The following is a 19,181-nucleotide window of genomic DNA, read 5'->3' on the forward strand; positions in this document are numbered from 1 at the left end:
ATGCCCGACGTGGAAAGTTTTTGGCATAGCCTTGAAGAAGCCTATCAAGCGATTTTGTCGGCGCCAAGTTTTGATGCTTGGATTAAAACCACACGCCCTTTGAAATTAGACAACAATCAATTGTGGCTAGAAGTCCCTTCTGCAGTTCATCGTGATTACTGGGAAAAAAATCTTTCGGCAAAAATTGTCGAAACTGGATTTAAATTGACCGGTGCAGAAGTGATGCCCCATTTTGTTGTTGCCGATGAAAAAGACGCAGCACTGGCACAAGAACTCGAAGAACCTGCCGAAGAAGAAGTTGTTTTTAGTGAACAAAGTAAAAAAGCGATGCTTAATCCTAAGTACACTTTCGACACCTTCGTTATTGGTAAAGGAAACCAAATGGCTCATGCTGCAGCGCTTGTTGTTGCCGAGGATCCGGGTTCGATTTACAATCCCCTTTTCTTCTATGGTGGTGTAGGGTTAGGGAAAACCCATTTGATGCATGCCATTGGTCATCAAATGTTAGTGAATCAACCAGATGCCAAAGTCAAATATGTTAGTAGCGAAACGTTTACGAATGAATTTATCAACTCAATTCAAACAAAGACATCCGAACAATTTCGGAAAGAATATCGCAATGTTGACTTATTATTAGTCGATGATATTCAATTTTTGGCGGAAAAAGAAGCGACATTAGAAGAATTTTTCCATACCTTCAACGATCTTTACAATGAAAATAAACAAATTGTTTTAACAAGTGATCGCCCGCCGAATGATATTCCAAAATTACCTGAACGATTAGTTTCTCGCTTTGCTTGGGGTTTGTCTGTCGATATCACTCCGCCTGATTTAGAAACACGGATTGCAATTTTGCGCAAAAAAGCAGATGCCGAGCGTTTAGAAATTCCGGATGATACACTAAGTTATATCGCTGGTCAAATTGATTCCAACATCCGTGAATTAGAGGGTGCTTTGGTCCGCGTTCAAGCCTTTGCAACTATTAATGGAGAAGATATTACCACTAGTTTAGCGGCGGACGCCTTGAAATCTCTAAAATCAGTTGGTAGTAAAAATCAATTGTCCATCTTACAAATTCAAGAAGAAGTATCCAAATATTATCATGTGCCTCTTAAGGATTTAAAAGGGAAAAAACGAGTGAAAACAATTGTGGTTCCTCGTCAAATCTCAATGTATCTTGCTAGAGAAATGACCGACAATTCCTTGCCAAAAATTGGTGCCGAATTTGGCGGCAAAGATCATACAACGGTGATTCATGCGCACGAAAAGATTCAGCAATTATTGGAAAAAGATCCAGCGATTCAAAAAGAAGTCAGTGAAATTAAAAATTTATTGAACTCTTAGGATGTGGAAAACTAAACAAAAAAGAACAAAGTTATCCACAACTTATACACAAGTGGATAACTTAGTAAAAACAATGCTCTTTTGACTTTTCCACAGAATCAACATGCCCTATTACTTTTATTATTTATTTATATATAATATACAAAACAGTGGCATACAAAATTAGAACGTATTGAAAATACTTAAAAAGGAGTTTACATTATGAAATTAACGGTCAAACGAAGTGTCTTTTTACAAGAATTACAAACTGTTCAACGAGCAATTTCTTCTAAAACAACGATTCCAATCTTAACAGGTGTTAAAATTGTGTTATCAGAAGATGGCTTATCACTTACTGGGAGTAACGCGGATATTTCAATTGAAAGTTTTTTAAGTAAAGATGATGAAAAAGCTCAAATGACCATTGAACGCACAGGTAGCATCGTTTTACAATCTCGTTTCTTTGGCGAAATTATTCGTAAATTACCAGAAGATATGTTCACAATGGAAGTTCTAGATAACAATCAAGTTGCAATTACTTCAGGAAAAGCTGATTTTACGGTTAATGGATTAGATGCTGACAATTATCCGCACTTACCAGTAATTGATACTCAAAACCAAATGAAATTACCTGTTCATTTATTGACAAAAATTATTAGTGAAACAGGTTTTGCTGTCTCGATGCACGAAAGTCGTCCAATTTTAACTGGGGTCCACTTTATTTTAGAAAATCAAAAATTACTTGCCGTTGCGACAGATTCACATCGTTTAAGTCAACGTGTGATCCCGACAGAACAAGCAGTAGAAGACTTTAACATTGTAATTCCAGGAAAAAGTTTAACTGAACTTTCTCGTTCATTAACCAATGAAGAAGAAATGGTTGAAATCAGCATTATGGAAAACCAAGTGCTATTTAAAACAGAAACAATGTACTTCTATTCTCGTTTGTTAGAAGGAAATTATCCTGATACCAACCGTTTAATTCCAACTAGCCATAACACGCAAATTGAATTTTATGTACCAGAATTGCTTTCAGCAATCGAACGTGCCTCTTTACTTTCTCATGAAGGACGTAACAATATTGTTCGCCTTTCAATTTCACCAGATTCTGTTGTTTTATATGGAAATTCACCTGAAATTGGAAAAGTCGAAGAAGCGTTAAACTATGAAAATGTTTCTGGTGAAGCGTTGGATATTTCTTTCAACCCAGATTATATGAAAGATGCATTGCGAGCGTTTGGCGATATGAATATTACCGTGAAATTCCTTTCCCCAATTCGTCCGTTTACATTGGAGCCAACCGAAACAGAACTAGATTTCATTCAACTAATTACACCGGTTCGTACAAATTAATCATGTTTAAAAAAGACCTTCGGAAAATCACTATGATCGCCGAAGGTTCTTTTTTGTCGTCTGTTTAAAGCCGATAAACGCTGCTAGATAAGCTTTTTAAAACTGGAATAGCTTTTACGCTAATATGATTGTGAATGTTTGAACTATCGTTTGACGAATAAATTCAGCTTTTTTTTCATGGATAAAGAAAAAAGCCCTTTAATTTTTCGTTTAAGAGCTGTTCATTTTTTTATGAACATTTCCTAGTGAAAGAAGTTTACGTTGCTTAAAACGACGCTCAGACCTCTACAAGCTACTTTTCTTCAATGCATGCCCTCTTCGTTTGTCTTTGAGTTACCCCAAATTGTTTTTTAGTTAAACGCTACTCGTCATTTCTGCCAAATCAGGCCCCTTTTTTCTCAAGAAAATATCAATTTCCGTTTTAAAATGCTTTTTAAGAGTTTTTTTATCCTAATAATATTTTCGGTCATTTAGAATTAAAATTGCTTAGAATGAAAATTAGACAGATAAATTTGTTTTCTCTTATGAAAAAGGGTATAATATATATGAGAACGTATTAGAAAAAAGAGGGATGCACATTGAAAAAAACGTTTGTTTTAGCAACTGAGTATATAACGCTTGGTCAGTTTCTTAAAGAAATCAACGTCATTGGTAGTGGCGGCCAAGCCAAATGGTATTTGGCAGACAATAGCGTGTTTGTTGATGGCGAGTTGGAAAATCGTCGCGGACGGAAACTTTATGCGGGCATGATGATTGAGATACCTGAAGAAGGTACTTTTTTTATGGTGAAAAACGGAAACGAGTCCGACGATGCGGCTGAATGAGCTGACACTTCAGCATTATCGTAATTATGAAACAGTCAGCTTAGATTTTCCAAAAACGTTAAATCTTTTTTTAGGCGAAAACGCCCAAGGAAAAACCAACTTGTTAGAAAGCATTTATGTTCTAGCAATGACACGAAGTCATCGAACCAGCAATGAAAAAGAATTAATTGGCTGGGAACAAGCAGCAGCTAAAATTAGTGGCGTAGTTGAAAAAAAGACAGGCACCGTGCCGTTGGAAATTTTAATTTCCAACAAAGGACGTAAAACCAAGGTTAACCACATTGAGCAAAAAAGGCTCAGTGCGTACATTGGGCAATTGAATGTTATTTTATTTGCCCCAGAAGATTTATCTTTGGTGAAAGGCTCACCTCAAGTCCGCCGGAAATTTATTGACATGGAACTCGGACAAGTGAGTCCTATTTATCTTTATGATCTTGTCCAATATCAGTCTGTTTTAAAGCAACGGAACCAATACCTAAAACAACTAGCTGAAAAGAAACAAACAGATACTGTTTATCTCGATATTTTGACAGAGCAGCTAGCTGAATTTGGCGGGAAAGTTCTATACGCTCGGTTAGGTTTTCTTAAAAAATTAGAACACTGGGCAAACTTACTCCATCAAAAAATTAGTCATGGACGCGAAACGCTCACCATTGACTACGCATCAAGCATCCCAATTGACAACACGGATTTTTCCTTAGAAGCACTTCAAAATCAATTGCTCCAACAATTAATGAACAATCGTAAGCGTGAATTGTTTAAAGCGAATACTTTTTTAGGCCCTCATCGTGACGATTTGCTGTTTATTGTCAATGGTCAAAATGTTCAAACGTATGGCTCACAAGGCCAACAGCGAACGACAGCTTTAAGTATTAAATTGGCAGAGATTGATTTGATGCATTCAGAAACAGGAGAATATCCTGTGTTATTACTAGATGATGTCATGAGTGAATTAGATAATGAACGTCAAATTCACTTGTTAGAAACGATTGAAGGCAAAGTTCAAACGTTCTTAACGACAACTAGTTTAGATCACATAAAAGACAAGCTAACAGTTGAACCAGATATTTTTTATGTTCAACAAGGCAAGATAGAAAGGAATTCAGCGACATGACAGAAGAAGAAAAAAACATGAGAGAACGTGCGCAAGAATATGACGCTAGTCAGATTCAAGTTTTGGAGGGCTTAGAAGCTGTCCGGAAACGTCCTGGTATGTACATAGGTTCTACTAGTGGCGAAGGGTTACACCACTTAGTATGGGAAATCGTTGACAACTCTATCGACGAAGCCTTAGCAGGATTTGCTAAATCAATTCAAGTAATTATCGAACCAGACGATAGTATTACTGTTATCGATGATGGTCGTGGAATTCCAGTCGGGATTCAAGCCAAAACAGGTCGCCCAGCTGTGGAAACAGTGTTTACAGTGCTACACGCCGGCGGGAAATTTGGCGGTGGCGGCTATAAAGTATCAGGTGGCTTGCACGGTGTTGGTTCCTCTGTTGTTAATGCTTTATCGACCAGTTTAGATGTTCGTGTTTATAAAGATGGCAAAGTGTATTACCAAGAATATCGTCGTGGTGCGGTTGTTGATGACCTAAAAGTTATCGAAGAAACGGATCGTCACGGAACCACTGTTCACTTTATTCCAGATCCTGAAATTTTTACAGAAACAACCGTTTATGATTTTGATAAATTAGCAACACGGGTTCGTGAATTAGCCTTTTTAAATCGAGGCTTACACATTTCAATTGAAGACCGTCGTGAAGGACAAGAAGATAAAAAAGAGTATCACTATGAAGGCGGGATTAAGAGTTATGTTGAGCATTTAAATGCCAATAAAGACGTTATTTTCCCAGAGCCAATCTTCATTGAAGGAGAGCAACAAGATATTACAGTGGAAGTGTCAATGCAGTATACAGATGGCTACCACTCAAATATTTTAAGTTTTGCCAACAATATTCATACTTATGAAGGCGGAACGCATGAATCTGGTTTTAAAACTTCTTTAACACGTGTGATTAATGACTATGCACGTAAACAAAAATTGATGAAAGAAAACGATGAAAAATTAACTGGAGAAGATGTTCGTGAAGGCTTAACCGCAGTGGTTTCCATCAAACACCCAGATCCTCAATTTGAAGGACAAACCAAAACGAAATTAGGAAACTCAGAAGTACGGACCGTCACGGATCGTTTATTCTCAGAATACTTTACAAAATTCTTGATGGAAAATCCAACAGTCGGTAAACAAATTGTCGAAAAAGGCATGTTGGCCTCAAAAGCTCGTTTAGCCGCTAAAAGAGCCCGTGAAGTCACCCGTCGTAAAGGCGCTTTAGAAATTAGCAACTTGCCAGGGAAGCTGGCTGATTGCTCAAGTAAAGATCCGGAAAAATGCGAATTATTTATCGTCGAAGGAGACTCGGCCGGCGGTTCAGCAAAACAAGGCCGTAGCCGTGAATTCCAAGCCATTTTACCAATTCGTGGGAAAATCTTGAATGTCGAGAAAGCCAGCATGGATAAAATTTTAGCCAATGAAGAAATTCGGTCATTATTTACAGCTATGGGAACAGGCTTCGGCGAAGATTTCGATGTTTCTAAAGCACGTTATCACAAACTAGTGATTATGACCGATGCCGATGTCGATGGTGCGCATATTCGAACGTTGTTATTAACCTTGTTCTATCGCTTCATGCGGCCAATTGTTGAAGCTGGTTATGTGTATATTGCCCAACCACCACTATATGGTGTGAAACAAGGGAAAAACATCACCTACGTCCAACCGGGCAAACATGCTGAAGAGGAACTAGCAAAAGTGTTAGAAGAATTACCTGCTTCACCAAAACCAAGTGTTCAACGTTACAAAGGTTTGGGTGAAATGGATGATCACCAACTTTGGGAAACAACAATGGACCCAGAAAAACGATTAATGGCGCGAGTGAGTGTCGATGATGCCATTGAAGCTGACCAAATTTTTGAAATGCTAATGGGCGATCGTGTGGAACCACGTCGTGCGTTTATCGAAGAAAATGCCCATTACGTGAAAAACTTGGATATTTAATGTGTCGCAACGTTGTAAGAGACGCTAGAACATATATTTAGAGGGGAAAAAATTCATGAGTGAAGAAATTAAAGAAAACATTCAAGACGTCAATCTGACCAGCGAAATGAAAGAATCTTTCATTGACTACGCAATGAGTGTTATCGTAGCCCGCGCTTTACCTGACGTTCGTGACGGTTTAAAACCTGTTCATCGCCGAATCTTATATGGAATGAACGAATTAGGGGTAACCCCTGATAAGCCACACAAAAAATCAGCCCGGATTGTTGGGGATGTTATGGGTAAATATCACCCCCATGGGGACAGTGCGATTTACGAATCAATGGTGCGGATGGCACAACCTTTTAGTTATCGGGCTATGTTAGTTGACGGCCACGGAAACTTCGGTTCTGTCGATGGTGACGGCGCTGCCGCTATGCGTTATACCGAAGCACGTATGAGTAAAATTGCTTTAGAAATGCTACGAGATATTAACAAAAATACAGTCGATTTCCAAGGAAACTATGATGATTCAGAACAAGAACCAGTAGTTTTACCTGCTCGTTTTCCAAACTTACTAGTTAACGGAACAACGGGGATTGCGGTGGGGATGGCAACAAATATTCCACCACACAATTTAAGTGAAGTGATTGATGCAACAAGTTTATTGATGGACAATCCTGATGTAACGACGAATGAATTGATGGAAGTGTTACCTGGACCAGATTTTCCAACAGGCGGTTTAGTGATGGGGAAATCAGGGATTCGCCGAGCATATGAAACGGGGAAAGGTTCGATTACAGTTCGTGCAAAAGTTGAATTGACTGAAATGCCGAATGGAAAAGAACGTATTTTAGTAACTGAATTGCCTTATATGGTGAATAAAGCCAAATTAATCGAACGAATTTCTGAATTACACAGAGATAAACGAATTGAAGGAATTACTGATTTGCGGGATGAATCTTCTCGTGAAGGCATGCGGATTGTCATCGATGTTCGTCGAGATGTGAGTGCCTCTGTTGTGTTAAACAACTTGTACAAAATGACTGCCTTACAAACATCTTTTGGTTTTAACATGTTAGCCATTGAAAAAGGTGTACCGAAAATTTTAAGCTTGAAACGTATTTTAGAAAACTACGTCGAGCATCAAAAAGAAGTCATTACTCGCCGGACGATTTTTGACAAAAACAAAGCAGAAGCACGGGCACATATTTTAGAAGGTCTCCGAATTGCCTTAGATCATATCGATGAAATCATTGCCATTATCCGTGGATCACAATCAGATGACGAAGCAAAAGCAACGTTAATTGAACGCTTTGAATTTTCAGATCGTCAAGCGCAAGCGATTTTAGATATGCGTTTACGCCGTTTAACAGGCTTAGAACGCGACAAAATTGAAAATGAATATCAAGAGCTATTGAAATTCATTGCGGACTTAGAGGACATTTTAGCCCGCCCAGAACGCGTCATTGAAATCATTAAAACAGAGTTAAATGACGTTCGTACAAAATTTGGTGATGCACGACGCACAGAATTATTAGTAGGTGAAGTCTTAAGTCTTGAAGATGAAGATTTAATCGAAGAAGAAGAAGTCGTGATTACGTTAACCAATAACGGCTACATTAAGCGGATGGCAAACTCTGAATTCCGGGCGCAACGCCGTGGCGGACGTGGTGTCCAAGGCATGGGCGTTCATGATGATGATTTCGTGAAAAACCTAGTTTCTTGTTCAACACACGACACGTTATTATTCTTTACGAACACTGGGAAAGTTTACCGAGCAAAAGGTTACGAAATCCCTGAGTACGGTAGAACAGCAAAAGGAATTCCAGTGATCAACTTACTGGGAATTGATTCTGCAGAAAAAATTCAAGCGATTATTTCTGTTGAGGGCAAAGCGGAAGCAGGTAAATACTTGTTCTTCACAACCTTAAAAGGAACCGTCAAACGGACAGCCGTAACAGCCTTTTCTAATATCCGTAGTAATGGATTAATCGCCATTAGCTTAAAAGAAGATGATGAGTTAGTTAACGTGGTAACGACTAATGGCAATCAGAAGATGATTATCGGAACACATGCAGGATACTCTGTCACATTTGATGAAAATACTGTACGTGATATGGGCCGGACAGCATCAGGTGTTCGGGGAATCCGTCTCCGCGAAAATGATTATGTGGTCGGCGCAGCGATTCTGGATGAAAATAAAGAAGTCCTAGTCATTACTGAAAATGGTTATGGTAAGCGTACAAAAGCTTCTGAATATCCAGTTAAAGGACGTGGCGGTAAAGGGATTAAGACAGCAAATATCACTGAGAAAAATGGTCCATTAGCTGGTTTAACCACGGTCAATGGGGATGAAGATATCTTATTGATTACGAACAAAGGCGTCATTATCCGCTTTAACGTTGATTCTGTTTCTCAAACAGGACGCGCAACATTAGGGGTTCGTTTAATGAGAATGGAAGATGGTGCCAAAGTGGTAACAATGGCTGTTGTAGAACCAGAAGAAGTGGAAGAAGAAATCGTTGAAGTTGTAGAAACAACAGAAAACGAAACAACATCAGAAACAGAAGAATAACATAAAAAAGTTTCGCCAGTTGGCGAAACTTTTTTATTGGGGCTTTTCAAAACTATTTCTTGCTTTTGTCCATCAATTAGCATATAATTAGAGATTGTGAACTACCTTTTTAGGTATGTTCTCCTTGCTCTTAGCCAACTAAGAGCCTTGAAGTCCATAGGGAGGTGAAAATCAATGAGTCAAGATACGAAGTACGAAATCATGTACATTATTCGTCCGAACATTGATGAAGAAGCAAAAACTGCTTTAGTAGAACGTTTCGACACAATCTTAAAAGATAACGGAGCAGAAGTTATCGAATCTAAAGATTGGGAAAAACGCCGCTTAGCATATGAAATGAACGGATTCCGTGAAGGCATCTATCATATCGTTAACGTTACTTCTCCATCAACAGCTGGCGCAATCAACGAGTTTGATCGTTTAGCAAAAATCAATGACGATATTATCCGTCATATGATCGTGAAGGTAGAAGCATAATTTGTTTCACATGAAACATTTATTGACGAAAGGAGATGTTTTGAATGATTAATAACGTTGTATTAGTCGGAAGATTGACAAAAGATCCTGACTTACGTTACACCGCTAGTGGTTCAGCTGTTGCGACCTTTACACTTGCTGTAAACCGTAACTTTACGAATCAAAATGGTGACCGTGAAGCAGACTTTATCAACTGTGTGATTTGGCGTAAACCCGCAGAAACAATGGCTAATTATGCCCGTAAAGGTACATTATTAGGTGTTGTCGGAAGAATTCAAACTCGTAACTACGAGAATCAACAAGGTCAACGTGTCTACGTAACTGAAGTGGTTTGTGAAAACTTCCAATTGTTAGAATCTCGTTCTGCTTCAGAACAAAGAGGAACTGGCGGCGGTAGCTTTAATAACAACGAAAATGGTTATCAATCACAAAATCGTAGCTTTGGTAATAACAATGCCGGTTCTGGATTTAATAACAACAACAATAGTTTCAATCCATCATCTTCTCAGTCGCAAAACAATAACGGTATGCCTGATTTCGATAAAGATTCTGATCCATTTGGTGGCTCAGGTTCATCTATCGACATTTCAGATGATGATTTACCATTCTAAACGAATTTGATAGGAGGGAACAAGAATGGCACAACAAAGAAGAGGCGGACGTAAACGTCGTAAAGTCGACTACATCGCAGCAAACCACATCGAATACATCGACTATAAAGATACTGAATTGTTAAAACGATTCATTTCAGAACGTGGCAAAATTTTACCACGTCGTGTTACAGGTACTGGCGCTAAAAACCAACGTAAATTAACGATTGCTATTAAACGCGCACGTATCATGGGATTATTACCATTCGTTAGTGACGAACAATAATTTTATGACAATTTCCAGAACCAAAGAGCCTGCTCTTTGGTTCTTTTTTATCTTGACTAGTGTTTCACGTGAAACATAACAAGGTTCGCAGAATGAAGTGTTTTGTGATAAAATAAAGGATGAAATAACTAGTGAATCACCAGAGCAATATGCTCGTTGGAACAAGTCGCCTCAAAGGTCTGCAGAAAGATTGGAGGCAAAAAAATGCAAAAGAAGAGAATTCAAAAAAACGGTTTCTTAATTGTTGTGGGTCTTCTCTTAGTAGAATTTCTCCTCTATTTCTTACTAACAAATAAATGGCTGCTATTGGCGGTAATTATCGCATTAGATATCTTTCTCTTAGTGGTTATTCGGCTGTTGATTAGAGATGTAGAAATTACGAACGTAGAAAAGATTCAAGAAGCAAGTTCCATTGCTGAACAATCGTTGGATTATGTTGTGAATGAAGTACCTGTGGGAATTATTACGTATAACGGGGAAACACGCGCGGTAGAATGGCTTAATCCTTATGCTGCTTCTATTTTTAATAAAGACAATCAGCTAACGTTAACCGCTAGCCAAGTGACGTCCTATTTAGAATTAGCAGAACGAAACCAAGATATCTTTACGATTGATGAAAATACCTATCGCTTTAGCGTCAATAAAGAACAACATACAATTACTTTTGAAGATATCACTAAAGAAAGTAATTTGTATCAAGAAAAAGTCGAAATGCAAACGGCTATTGGCATTGTGTCTGTCGATAATTATGATGATGTCACCGATACAATGGACGAGAAAGAAATTTCTTATTTGAATAGTTTCATTACGACGATGGTTTCTGATTGGATGGACCAATACAAAGTTTTTTATAAGCGAATCAACGCAGAACGTTATTTTTTCATTGCCCAATGGGAAGATATTCAAAAAATGATGGACGAAAAATTTTCTATTTTGGATACGATCCGTAAGGAATCAGCTAACCATGAAGTAGCCATTACGTTAAGTATGGGGATTGCTTATGGGGGGCCAACCTTAGATCAAACCGGGACCACGGCTCAAACAAACCTAGATACAGCTTTAGTACGTGGTGGCGATCAAGTGGTTGTAAAAGAAGCCAAAGATGAAGCGAAGCCGTTATTTTTTGGTGGAAAAACGGCAGTAACGACGAAACGTTCCCAAGTACGTTCTCGCGCAATGAGCATGGCAATTAAGGGAATTATTGCGGAATCAGCTGACATCTATATTATGGGCCATCGTTATCCAGATATGGATGCGTTAGGTTCAGCATTTGGTGTTGCTCGTTTAGCTTCGTTTAATAATCGAAAAGCGTGGATTGTTTTAGACGAAAATGAAATCATTCCCGATGTCAAAAGAGTGTTAGAGGCGATTAAAGAGTACCCAGAATTAGAAGAGCGCATTATTAGTCCTAAAGAGGCCATGAAGCGCAAGAAAGAAAGTAGCTTATTAGTTATGGTAGATTACCATAAACCGTCTCTATCGATCTCACAAGAGCTCTATGAGCGTTTTGATAAAGTAGTAATCATTGATCACCATCGACGAGGAGACGAATTTCCAGCAAAACCCTTGCTTTCTTATATTGAATCTTCGGCCTCTTCTGCTTCAGAATTAGTCACAGAATTGATCGAATACCAAAGTAATAGCGCAAATAAACTGCAGGCCTTTGAAGCAACCATGATGTTGGCGGGAATTGTGGTTGATACGAAAAGTTTCAATACACGAACGACAGCGCGAACATTTGATGTGGCTAGTTATTTACGAACTTGTGGAGCAGACTCATCTTTAGTACAATATCTATTAAGTTCTGATCTTACAAGCTATCTGGAAATGAACAACTTAATCTCTAAAAGCGAATATGTCACAAAAGATACCGTCGTTGTTGCAGGGAGTGAAGACAAAGAATATGATAGTGTCACAGCTGCCAAAACAGCGGACACATTACTTTCTATGGCAGGGATTAATGCAGCATTTGTCATTACCAAGCGGACGGATCAACAGATTGGCATTAGTGCTCGGAGTAATGGTTCAATTAATGTCCAAATTATTATGGAAAATTTAGGTGGTGGCGGTCACTTTACTAATGCGGCAGTACAATTATCAAATGTAACAGTAGCAGAAGTAAAAGAGCAACTACTTGATGTAATTCGTCAAAATATTAATGAAATGTATGAACAGGAGTGAAGGAAATGAAAGTCATTTTTTTACAAGACGTTAAAGGAAAAGGAAAAAAAGGGGACGTAAAAGAAGTGCCAACTGGTTACGCCCAAAACTTTTTAATTAAAAACGGCTATGCGAAAGAAGCCAATAAAGGAAGCATGAGTGCGTTAGCGGGTCAAAAGAAAGCCCAAGAAAAACATGAAGCAGAAGTTTTAGCACAAGCAAAAGAAATGCAAGCCTTTTTAGAAGATGAAAAGACTGTTGTAGAGATCAAGGCAAAAGCTGGAGAAGACAGCCGTTTATTTGGCTCAATTCCTTCAAAACAAATTGCAGAAGCCTTAAACAAACAATACAATGTAAAATTGGATAAACGCAAAATCGAATTAGCCAACCCAATTCGTTCTCTAGGTTACACTAACGTACCAGTCAAACTACATCATGAAGTTACAGCGAAAATTAAGGTTCATGTCGTAGCGGAATAATACAATTGATAAAAAAGAAGCCGATTTCCCCGGCTTCTTTTTTATATCAAATAAATTAATAGAATTATTTTTATAATGTTTAAAAATAAAATAAACAACACTTTAAATTAATAAAAATATTATATTTTTATTAATTGTGTATTTTTTAAAATTGGAAAGTGAACTAAAGATAGAGAAATCAGCAGAGAAAAAATGTACTTTTTTTAATGAAATTGTGTTAAAATGGATAGACTAAATGAACCAGAAAGTAAGACATCGTGGGAGAGAACAAAATGAATGAATTATTGCAAGATAGGGTACCGCCACAAAATATTGAAGCGGAACAAGCCGTTTTAGGTTCTATTTTCTTAGATGCAGATGTGCTAATAGAAGCGATGGAATATGTGGAACCTAAAGATTTCTATCGTCGTAGTCATCAGTTGATTTTCCAAACGATGATGACCTTAAGCGACCGAAATGAAGCGATTGATGTGGTAACAATCAAAGATCGCCTAGAACAAGAGAATTTGTTAGAAGATGTTGGTGGACTAAGTTATCTGTCAGATTTAGCTTTAGCTGTACCGACAGCTGCCAATGTCATTTATTATGCAAAAATTGTTGAACAAAAATCGTTGCTGCGCAACTTAATCCAAACTGCTACAGAGATTGTAACTAAAGGCTTTGAGCAAGGTGAAGATGTTGAATCTATTTTGGATGATGCAGAACGAAGCATTTTAGAAGTCTCCGAAAAGCGGAATCGCAGTGGCTTTTTATCAATTTCAGATGTTCTAAATACAACTATTGCGAATATTGACCAATTATACCAAAATGATGAAGAGATTACTGGTTTACCTACAGGCTATCAAGCATTGGATAAAATGACTGCCGGCTTGCAAGCGGAAGAGCTAATTATTTTAGCGGCCCGTCCAGCGGTAGGGAAAACTGCTTTTGCATTAAATATTGCCCAAAATGTCGGCACCAAAACAGATAAAGCTGTCGCTATTTTTAGTTTAGAAATGGGGGCAGAATCATTAGTGAACCGGATGCTTTGTGCAGAAGGATCCATTGAGGCCAGCCATTTAAGAACAGGGCAATTATCTGAAGAAGAATGGCAAAACTTAATTATTGCGATGGGTAGTTTGTCCCGTGCGGATATCTATATTGATGACACACCAGGGATTAAAATTACCGAAATTCGTGCGAAATGTCGTAAATTAGCACAAGAAAAAGGCAACCTAGGTCTAATTTTGATCGACTACCTACAATTGATTGAAGGAACTGGAAAAGAGAACCGCCAACAGGAGGTTTCTGATATTTCACGTCAATTAAAAAAATTAGCGAAAGAATTAAAAGTCCCGGTTATCGCTTTGTCACAGCTTTCTCGTGGCGTGGAACAACGTCAAGATAAACGTCCTGTGTTAAGTGATATTCGTGAATCAGGTTCCATTGAGCAAGATGCCGATATCGTTGCCTTTCTTTATCGTGATGATTACTATGATCGTGGTGAAGGAGAAGACGGCGATCATGAGCCACCAGAAGTTGACAATGTTGTAGAAGTCATCATTGAGAAAAACCGTAGTGGTGCGCGTGGAACGGTCGAATTACTTTTCATTAAAGAATATAATAAATTTTCTTCGCTTTCGCCGAGGACAGAATTTTAAAAAACGAACTCATTTTTTGAGTTCGTTTTTTTGCTTATTAAGGGATTAAAATCAGAGAGTAAAACACGAACAATATTCGTATATTTTATTATTTTACAAAAACATAACTAAAAATGTTCGTATTTTTGACAGAAACGCTTTTGATTGTGAAAGAATATTCGATTTTTACCCTTGAAAGGGACTGGTTTTACTGGTACAATGATTCAGGACAAAAAAATTATGAACGAGGTGTTCGAATGTCATCAGTAGTAGTTGTTGGAACGCAATGGGGCGACGAAGGTAAAGGAAAAATTACAGACTTTCTAAGTGAAAACGCAGAAGTGATCGCTCGTTACCAAGGCGGAGATAACGCCGGACATACCATTAAATTCGACGGCGTAACGTATAAATTACATTTAATTCCTTCAGGGATTTTCTATAAAGAAAAAATTAGTGTAATTGGTAACGGCGTAGTTGTGAATCCAAAATCTTTAGTAAAAGAATTAGCTTATTTAAAAGAAAATAATGTTGCCACTGATAATTTACGTATTTCAGATCGTGCCCATGTCATCTTGCCGTATCATATTAAATTGGATCAATTGCAAGAAGATGCGAAAGGTGAAAACAAGATTGGGACAACGATTAAAGGAATTGGCCCAGCCTACATGGATAAAGCAGCACGGGTGGGAATCCGTATCGCTGATTTATTGGATAAAGAAATTTTTGCGGAACGTTTGAAAATTAACTTAGAAGAAAAAAATCGTCAATTCGTTAAAATGTTTGATAGCGAAGCCATTGAATTTGATGATATTTTTGAAGAATACTATGAATACGGACAACAAATTAAACAATATGTTACAGATACTTCGGTTATTTTAAACGATGCATTAGATGCTGGAAAACGGGTTTTATTTGAAGGGGCACAAGGTGTCATGTTGGATATCGATCAAGGAACCTATCCATTTGTTACTTCCTCTAATCCAGTAGCTGGTGGCGTAACTATCGGTAGTGGCGTTGGTCCATCAAAAATTAATAAAGTGGTTGGTGTCTGCAAAGCGTACACTTCACGTGTCGGTGACGGCCCATTCCCAACAGAATTATTTGATGAAACAGGAGAAACCATTCGTCGTGTCGGTAAAGAATACGGAACAACAACAGGACGTCCGCGTCGTGTCGGTTGGTTTGATTCAGTAGTTATGCGTCATTCAAAACGTGTATCAGGGATTACAAACTTGTCATTAAACTCGATTGACGTGTTAAGTGGTTTAGAAACGGTGAAAATTTGTACAGCTTATGAACTTGATGGTGAATTAATTTATCATTATCCAGCAAGCTTGAAAGAATTAAGCCGCTGTAAACCAGTTTATGAAGAATTACCAGGTTGGTCTGAAGATATCACTGGTTGCAAAACTTTAGCTGATTTACCAGCTAATGCTCGTAACTATGTGCATCGGATTTCAGAATTAGTTGGTGTGCGCATTTCAACATTCTCTGTAGGTCCAGACCGTAACCAAACGAACGTTTTAGAAAGCGTTTGGGCACAAATTTAAGCAGATTTTTAAGGGAACGTAAAGGATGGCTTATGCCAATTCAGCCTTTACGTTCTTTTTTAATTTTATATAAAAATGAAAAACTATGGTAAAATAAAAGAAAACATGAAGGGGGCAATTGTCCGTGAATTATCAATTAGTGACAGATTCTTGTTGTGACTTGCCGTATACATACTTAAAAGAAAACCAAGTACCTTTTATTAGCATGAATATTCAAATTGACGGGAAAGAATATCGCGATGATTTAGGCGAAACGTTTGATTATCAGAACTTCTTAACGGCCATTAAAAATGGAAGTATGCCCACTACCTCTCAAGTTAATGTAGGACGCTACAATGAATTTTTCCGTCCTTTTGTGGAGCAAGGGTTACCGGTAATTTATTTAGCTTTTTCATCTGGGTTAAGTGGCTCTTATCAAAGTGCGTTGCAATCAGTAGAGATGTTAAAAGAAGAGTACGATAATGTAGAAATTCATATTATTGATACAAAAGCAGCTAGCTTAGGTCAAGGGATGTTAGTCCGAGAAGCCATTCGATTACAAACAGATGGTCATTCATTAGGAGAAGTTGTTGCCTATCTTGAAGAGCAAAAAATGAAACTTCACTCGTGGGTAACGGTAGATGATTTAAAACATTTAGAACGTGGCGGACGGATTTCTAAAACAGCGGCAGCGCTTGGTGGCTTAATGAACATTAAACCAATTATTCGCGTGGATGCGGCAGGCAAACTAGCATCCGTTGGTAAAACTCGTGGACGAAACAAGTCCTTGCAAAAGATTGCGCAAGAAACGATTCAAGGCATTGTAGAGCCAATGAAACAAACACTATTGATTGCATATGCAGGAACGAAAGATGACGCGGAAAAAGTCAAAGAATTAATTGAAAAAGAAATAGAAGTTAATGAGATACTGATTTATCCTCTAGGACCCACTATTACTAGTCATACTGGAATAGGTTGTATTGCTGTGTTTTCTTTTGGTGAAAAAAGAAAATAAAAAATAAGCCTAGGACAAAAATCACTTTGGATTTTTGTCCTAGGCTTAAAAATTGATAAACGGCGGGAACAGAAGCAACACTACGCGTTGCTCCGATCTCAACAACTTCTAAGAGCTAAAGCTCTAAGAGTTGAAGGTCCTTCGGAAATAAGCCGAAATTCTCCAAAAATTATAGAACAATTTTCGGAAATTCCTTCTTATTTCTCGGAGTTAAACGTTTCTGTCCCGACCTCATTTTTTAATAATCTGAACTGAATAAAACGTCCATTTGTTTTTGAATTTCTGGGTTTTCCAAGAATTCATCATAGGTTGTTTCTGCTCGATCAATGACCCCTTTATCAGAAACAGCAATAATTCGGTTCGCTAATGTTTGGATAAATTGGTGGTCATGTGAAGCAAAAAGAATTGAACCAGTGAAAGCCATCAACCCATCATTTAACGCAGTGATTGATTCTAAGTCTAAGTGATTCGTTGGATCATCTAAAACTAAGACATTGGCTTTGGAAAGCATTAATTTTGAAAGCATGACGCGCACTTTTTCGCCTCCGGAAAGAACATTGACTGGTTTTAGTACCTCTTCACCAGAGAATAACATCCGACCTAAGAAACTACGTAAGAACGTATTGTCATCTTCTTCTTTACCAGCAAATTGACGTAACCAATCTAAAATAGTTAATGGCTCTTCAAAGTCTTTGCTGTTGTCTTTTGGTAAATAAGCTTGGCTAGTTGTAACGCCCCAACGAACAGAACCTGTATCGGGAGTAATTTCGCCCATAATCACTTTGAATAACGTAGTCGTTGTAATATCTGAGTCAGCGATGAATGCCACTTTATCATCTTTTGTTAAGTTGAACGAGATATTATCTAAGATTTTTTTGCCATCAATCGTTACAGAGACATTTTCAACTTGTAATAAGTCATTGCCGATTTCACGTTCTGGTGTAAAACCAACGAATGGATAACGACGAGAGGAAGGTTGAATGTCATCTAAGGTAATTTTATCTAACATTTTTTTACGTGACGTTGCTTGTTTTGATTTTGAGGCATTGGCGCTAAAACGAGCGATAAAGTCTTGTAATTCTTTGATTTGTTCTTCTTTTTTGGCATTAGATTGTGCTTGCAATTTTGTCGCTAGTTGGCTTGATTCCAACCAGAAATCATAGTTACCAACGTAAAGTTTGATTTTACTAAAGTCTAAATCTGCCATGTGGGTGCAGACTTTGTTTAGGAAATGACGGTCATGGGAAACCACGATAACGGTATTTTCAAAGTTGATTAAAAATTCTTCTAACCAATTGATTGAGCGGGTGTCTAAACCATTTGTCGGCTCGTCTAATAGTAAGACATCTGGTTTACCAAAAAGAGATTGAGCTAATAATACTTTGACTTTTTGACCAGCTGTTAATTCGCTCATTTTTTGATCATGTAATTCTTCTGGAATGTTTAGCCCTTGGAGTAAAACAGCTGCTTCAGGTTCTGCTTCCCAACCGTCAAGTTCAGCAAATTCGCCTTCTAGTTCTGCGGCACGAATCCCATCTTCATCTGAAAAATCTTCTTTCATATAGATAGCATCTTTTTCTTTCATTACTTCGTAAAGACGTTTATGTCCCATAATTACAGTTTCTAAAACAGTGTAGTCTTCGTAGTCAAAGTGATTTTGTTTCAGCGTTGCTAGTCGCTCATTAGGACCCATTGAAACCACGCCAGTTGTCGGTTGAATCTCACCTGATAAAATTTTAAGAAACGTTGATTTTCCTGCACCGTTTGCGCCGATTAAGCCGTAACAGTTGCCAGGAGTAAATTTAATATTCACTTCTTCAAAAAGTTTACGATCTGGAAATTGTAAACTTACATCATTAACAGTAATCAATTGTTTTCCTCGCTTTTAATATATTCTTGAACCTCTCTG

General features: G+C 37.9%; 15 protein-coding genes. 14 read left to right on the forward strand and 1 reads right to left on the reverse strand.

All coding sequences use genetic code 11. The features are described from left to right. From dnaA to IGJ52_RS00070, 14 genes are all read left to right on the forward strand, one after another. A complete protein-coding gene (gene dnaA / locus IGJ52_RS00005) occupies window positions 1–1,344 on the forward strand; it encodes a chromosomal replication initiator protein DnaA (RefSeq protein WP_002356013.1) in 1,344 nt (447 codons plus the stop codon). Window positions 1,345–1,545: 201 nt separating this feature from the next. Continuing rightward, window positions 1,546–2,676, forward strand: coding sequence for a DNA polymerase III subunit beta (gene dnaN, locus IGJ52_RS00010; protein ID WP_002356014.1), 1,131 nt, complete (start codon window positions 1,546–1,548; stop codon window positions 2,674–2,676). Between the two features lie 578 nt (window positions 2,677–3,254). Next, the gene (gene yaaA, locus IGJ52_RS00015) at window positions 3,255–3,500 is read left to right on the forward strand and encodes a S4 domain-containing protein YaaA (RefSeq protein WP_002356015.1); all 246 of its coding nucleotides are present in this window, start codon (window positions 3,255–3,257) and stop codon (window positions 3,498–3,500) included. After that, window positions 3,487–4,614 (forward strand): DNA replication/repair protein RecF, encoded by a 1,128-nt coding sequence (recF, locus tag IGJ52_RS00020; protein WP_113793170.1) that lies wholly within the window; start codon window positions 3,487–3,489, stop codon window positions 4,612–4,614. The genes yaaA and recF overlap by 14 nt, the downstream gene beginning before the upstream one ends. Next, a complete protein-coding gene (gene gyrB / locus IGJ52_RS00025; protein WP_002359210.1) occupies window positions 4,611–6,560 on the forward strand; it encodes a DNA topoisomerase (ATP-hydrolyzing) subunit B in 1,950 nt (649 codons plus the stop codon). Before recF ends, gyrB begins: the two co-directional genes overlap by 4 nt. Before the next feature lie 55 nt (window positions 6,561–6,615). Continuing rightward, on the forward strand, window positions 6,616–9,117 hold the full coding sequence (gyrA, locus tag IGJ52_RS00030; protein WP_002361457.1) for a DNA gyrase subunit A: 2,502 nt from the start codon (window positions 6,616–6,618) through the stop codon (window positions 9,115–9,117). A gap of 174 nt (window positions 9,118–9,291) precedes the next feature. After that, window positions 9,292–9,594: a 30S ribosomal protein S6 gene (gene rpsF / locus IGJ52_RS00035; RefSeq protein WP_002356019.1), complete on the forward strand. Its 303-nt coding sequence runs from the start codon at window positions 9,292–9,294 to the stop codon at window positions 9,592–9,594. Window positions 9,595–9,638: 44 nt separating this feature from the next. After that, a complete protein-coding gene (gene ssb, locus IGJ52_RS00040) occupies window positions 9,639–10,205 on the forward strand; it encodes a single-stranded DNA-binding protein (protein WP_002364599.1) in 567 nt (188 codons plus the stop codon). A gap of 25 nt (window positions 10,206–10,230) precedes the next feature. Beyond that, window positions 10,231–10,470 carry a 30S ribosomal protein S18 gene (gene rpsR, locus IGJ52_RS00045; protein ID WP_002356021.1) on the forward strand — a complete coding sequence of 80 codons (240 nt, stop codon included), beginning with the start codon at window positions 10,231–10,233 and terminating at the stop codon, window positions 10,468–10,470. A gap of 156 nt (window positions 10,471–10,626) precedes the next feature. Next, the gene (locus tag IGJ52_RS00050) at window positions 10,627–12,651 is read left to right on the forward strand and encodes a DHH family phosphoesterase (RefSeq protein ID WP_002363542.1); all 2,025 of its coding nucleotides are present in this window, start codon (window positions 10,627–10,629) and stop codon (window positions 12,649–12,651) included. A 5-nt stretch (window positions 12,652–12,656) separates the two neighbouring features. After that, complete coding sequence (gene rplI / locus IGJ52_RS00055; protein ID WP_002356023.1) at window positions 12,657–13,109, forward strand: 50S ribosomal protein L9; 453 nt, start codon at window positions 12,657–12,659, stop codon at window positions 13,107–13,109. A 272-nt stretch (window positions 13,110–13,381) separates the two neighbouring features. Further along, window positions 13,382–14,749 carry a replicative DNA helicase gene (gene dnaB / locus IGJ52_RS00060; RefSeq protein ID WP_010816223.1) on the forward strand — a complete coding sequence of 456 codons (1,368 nt, stop codon included), beginning with the start codon at window positions 13,382–13,384 and terminating at the stop codon, window positions 14,747–14,749. A 236-nt stretch (window positions 14,750–14,985) separates the two neighbouring features. Continuing rightward, on the forward strand, window positions 14,986–16,278 hold the full coding sequence (locus IGJ52_RS00065) for an adenylosuccinate synthase (protein ID WP_002376293.1): 1,293 nt from the start codon (window positions 14,986–14,988) through the stop codon (window positions 16,276–16,278). Between the two features lie 124 nt (window positions 16,279–16,402). Then, the gene (locus tag IGJ52_RS00070) at window positions 16,403–17,272 is read left to right on the forward strand and encodes a DegV family protein (RefSeq protein WP_002359214.1); all 870 of its coding nucleotides are present in this window, start codon (window positions 16,403–16,405) and stop codon (window positions 17,270–17,272) included. A 238-nt stretch (window positions 17,273–17,510) separates the two neighbouring features. Here IGJ52_RS00070 and IGJ52_RS00075 read toward each other — a convergent pair whose 3' ends face one another. Then, window positions 17,511–19,142 carry an ABC-F family ATP-binding cassette domain-containing protein gene (locus IGJ52_RS00075; RefSeq protein ID WP_002359215.1) on the reverse strand — a complete coding sequence of 544 codons (1,632 nt, stop codon included), beginning with the start codon at window positions 19,140–19,142 and terminating at the stop codon, window positions 17,511–17,513. Window positions 19,143–19,181: the final 39 nt, after the last annotated feature.

Origin of the sequence: Enterococcus sp. DIV1758 (assembly GCF_051711985.1) — a bacterium.
Lineage (GTDB): Bacteria > Bacillota > Bacilli > Lactobacillales > Enterococcaceae > Enterococcus > Enterococcus faecalis.

Excerpts from the sequence above, each read along its gene's own strand:
- dnaA (WP_002356013.1), top strand. The coding sequence starts at position 1 with ATGCCCGACGTGGAAAGTTTTTGGCATAGCCTTGAAGAAGCCTATCAA.
- dnaN (WP_002356014.1), top strand. The coding sequence starts at position 1,546 with ATGAAATTAACGGTCAAACGAAGTGTCTTTTTACAAGAATTACAAACT.
- recF (WP_113793170.1), top strand. The coding sequence starts at position 3,487 with ATGCGGCTGAATGAGCTGACACTTCAGCATTATCGTAATTATGAAACA.
- gyrB (WP_002359210.1), top strand. The coding sequence starts at position 4,611 with ATGACAGAAGAAGAAAAAAACATGAGAGAACGTGCGCAAGAATATGAC.
- gyrA (WP_002361457.1), top strand. The coding sequence starts at position 6,616 with ATGAGTGAAGAAATTAAAGAAAACATTCAAGACGTCAATCTGACCAGC.
- rpsF (WP_002356019.1), top strand. The coding sequence starts at position 9,292 with ATGAGTCAAGATACGAAGTACGAAATCATGTACATTATTCGTCCGAAC.
- ssb (WP_002364599.1), top strand. The coding sequence starts at position 9,639 with ATGATTAATAACGTTGTATTAGTCGGAAGATTGACAAAAGATCCTGAC.
- rpsR (WP_002356021.1), top strand. The coding sequence starts at position 10,231 with ATGGCACAACAAAGAAGAGGCGGACGTAAACGTCGTAAAGTCGACTAC.
- rplI (WP_002356023.1), top strand. The coding sequence starts at position 12,657 with ATGAAAGTCATTTTTTTACAAGACGTTAAAGGAAAAGGAAAAAAAGGG.
- dnaB (WP_010816223.1), top strand. The coding sequence starts at position 13,382 with ATGAATGAATTATTGCAAGATAGGGTACCGCCACAAAATATTGAAGCG.
- IGJ52_RS00065 (WP_002376293.1), top strand. The coding sequence starts at position 14,986 with ATGTCATCAGTAGTAGTTGTTGGAACGCAATGGGGCGACGAAGGTAAA.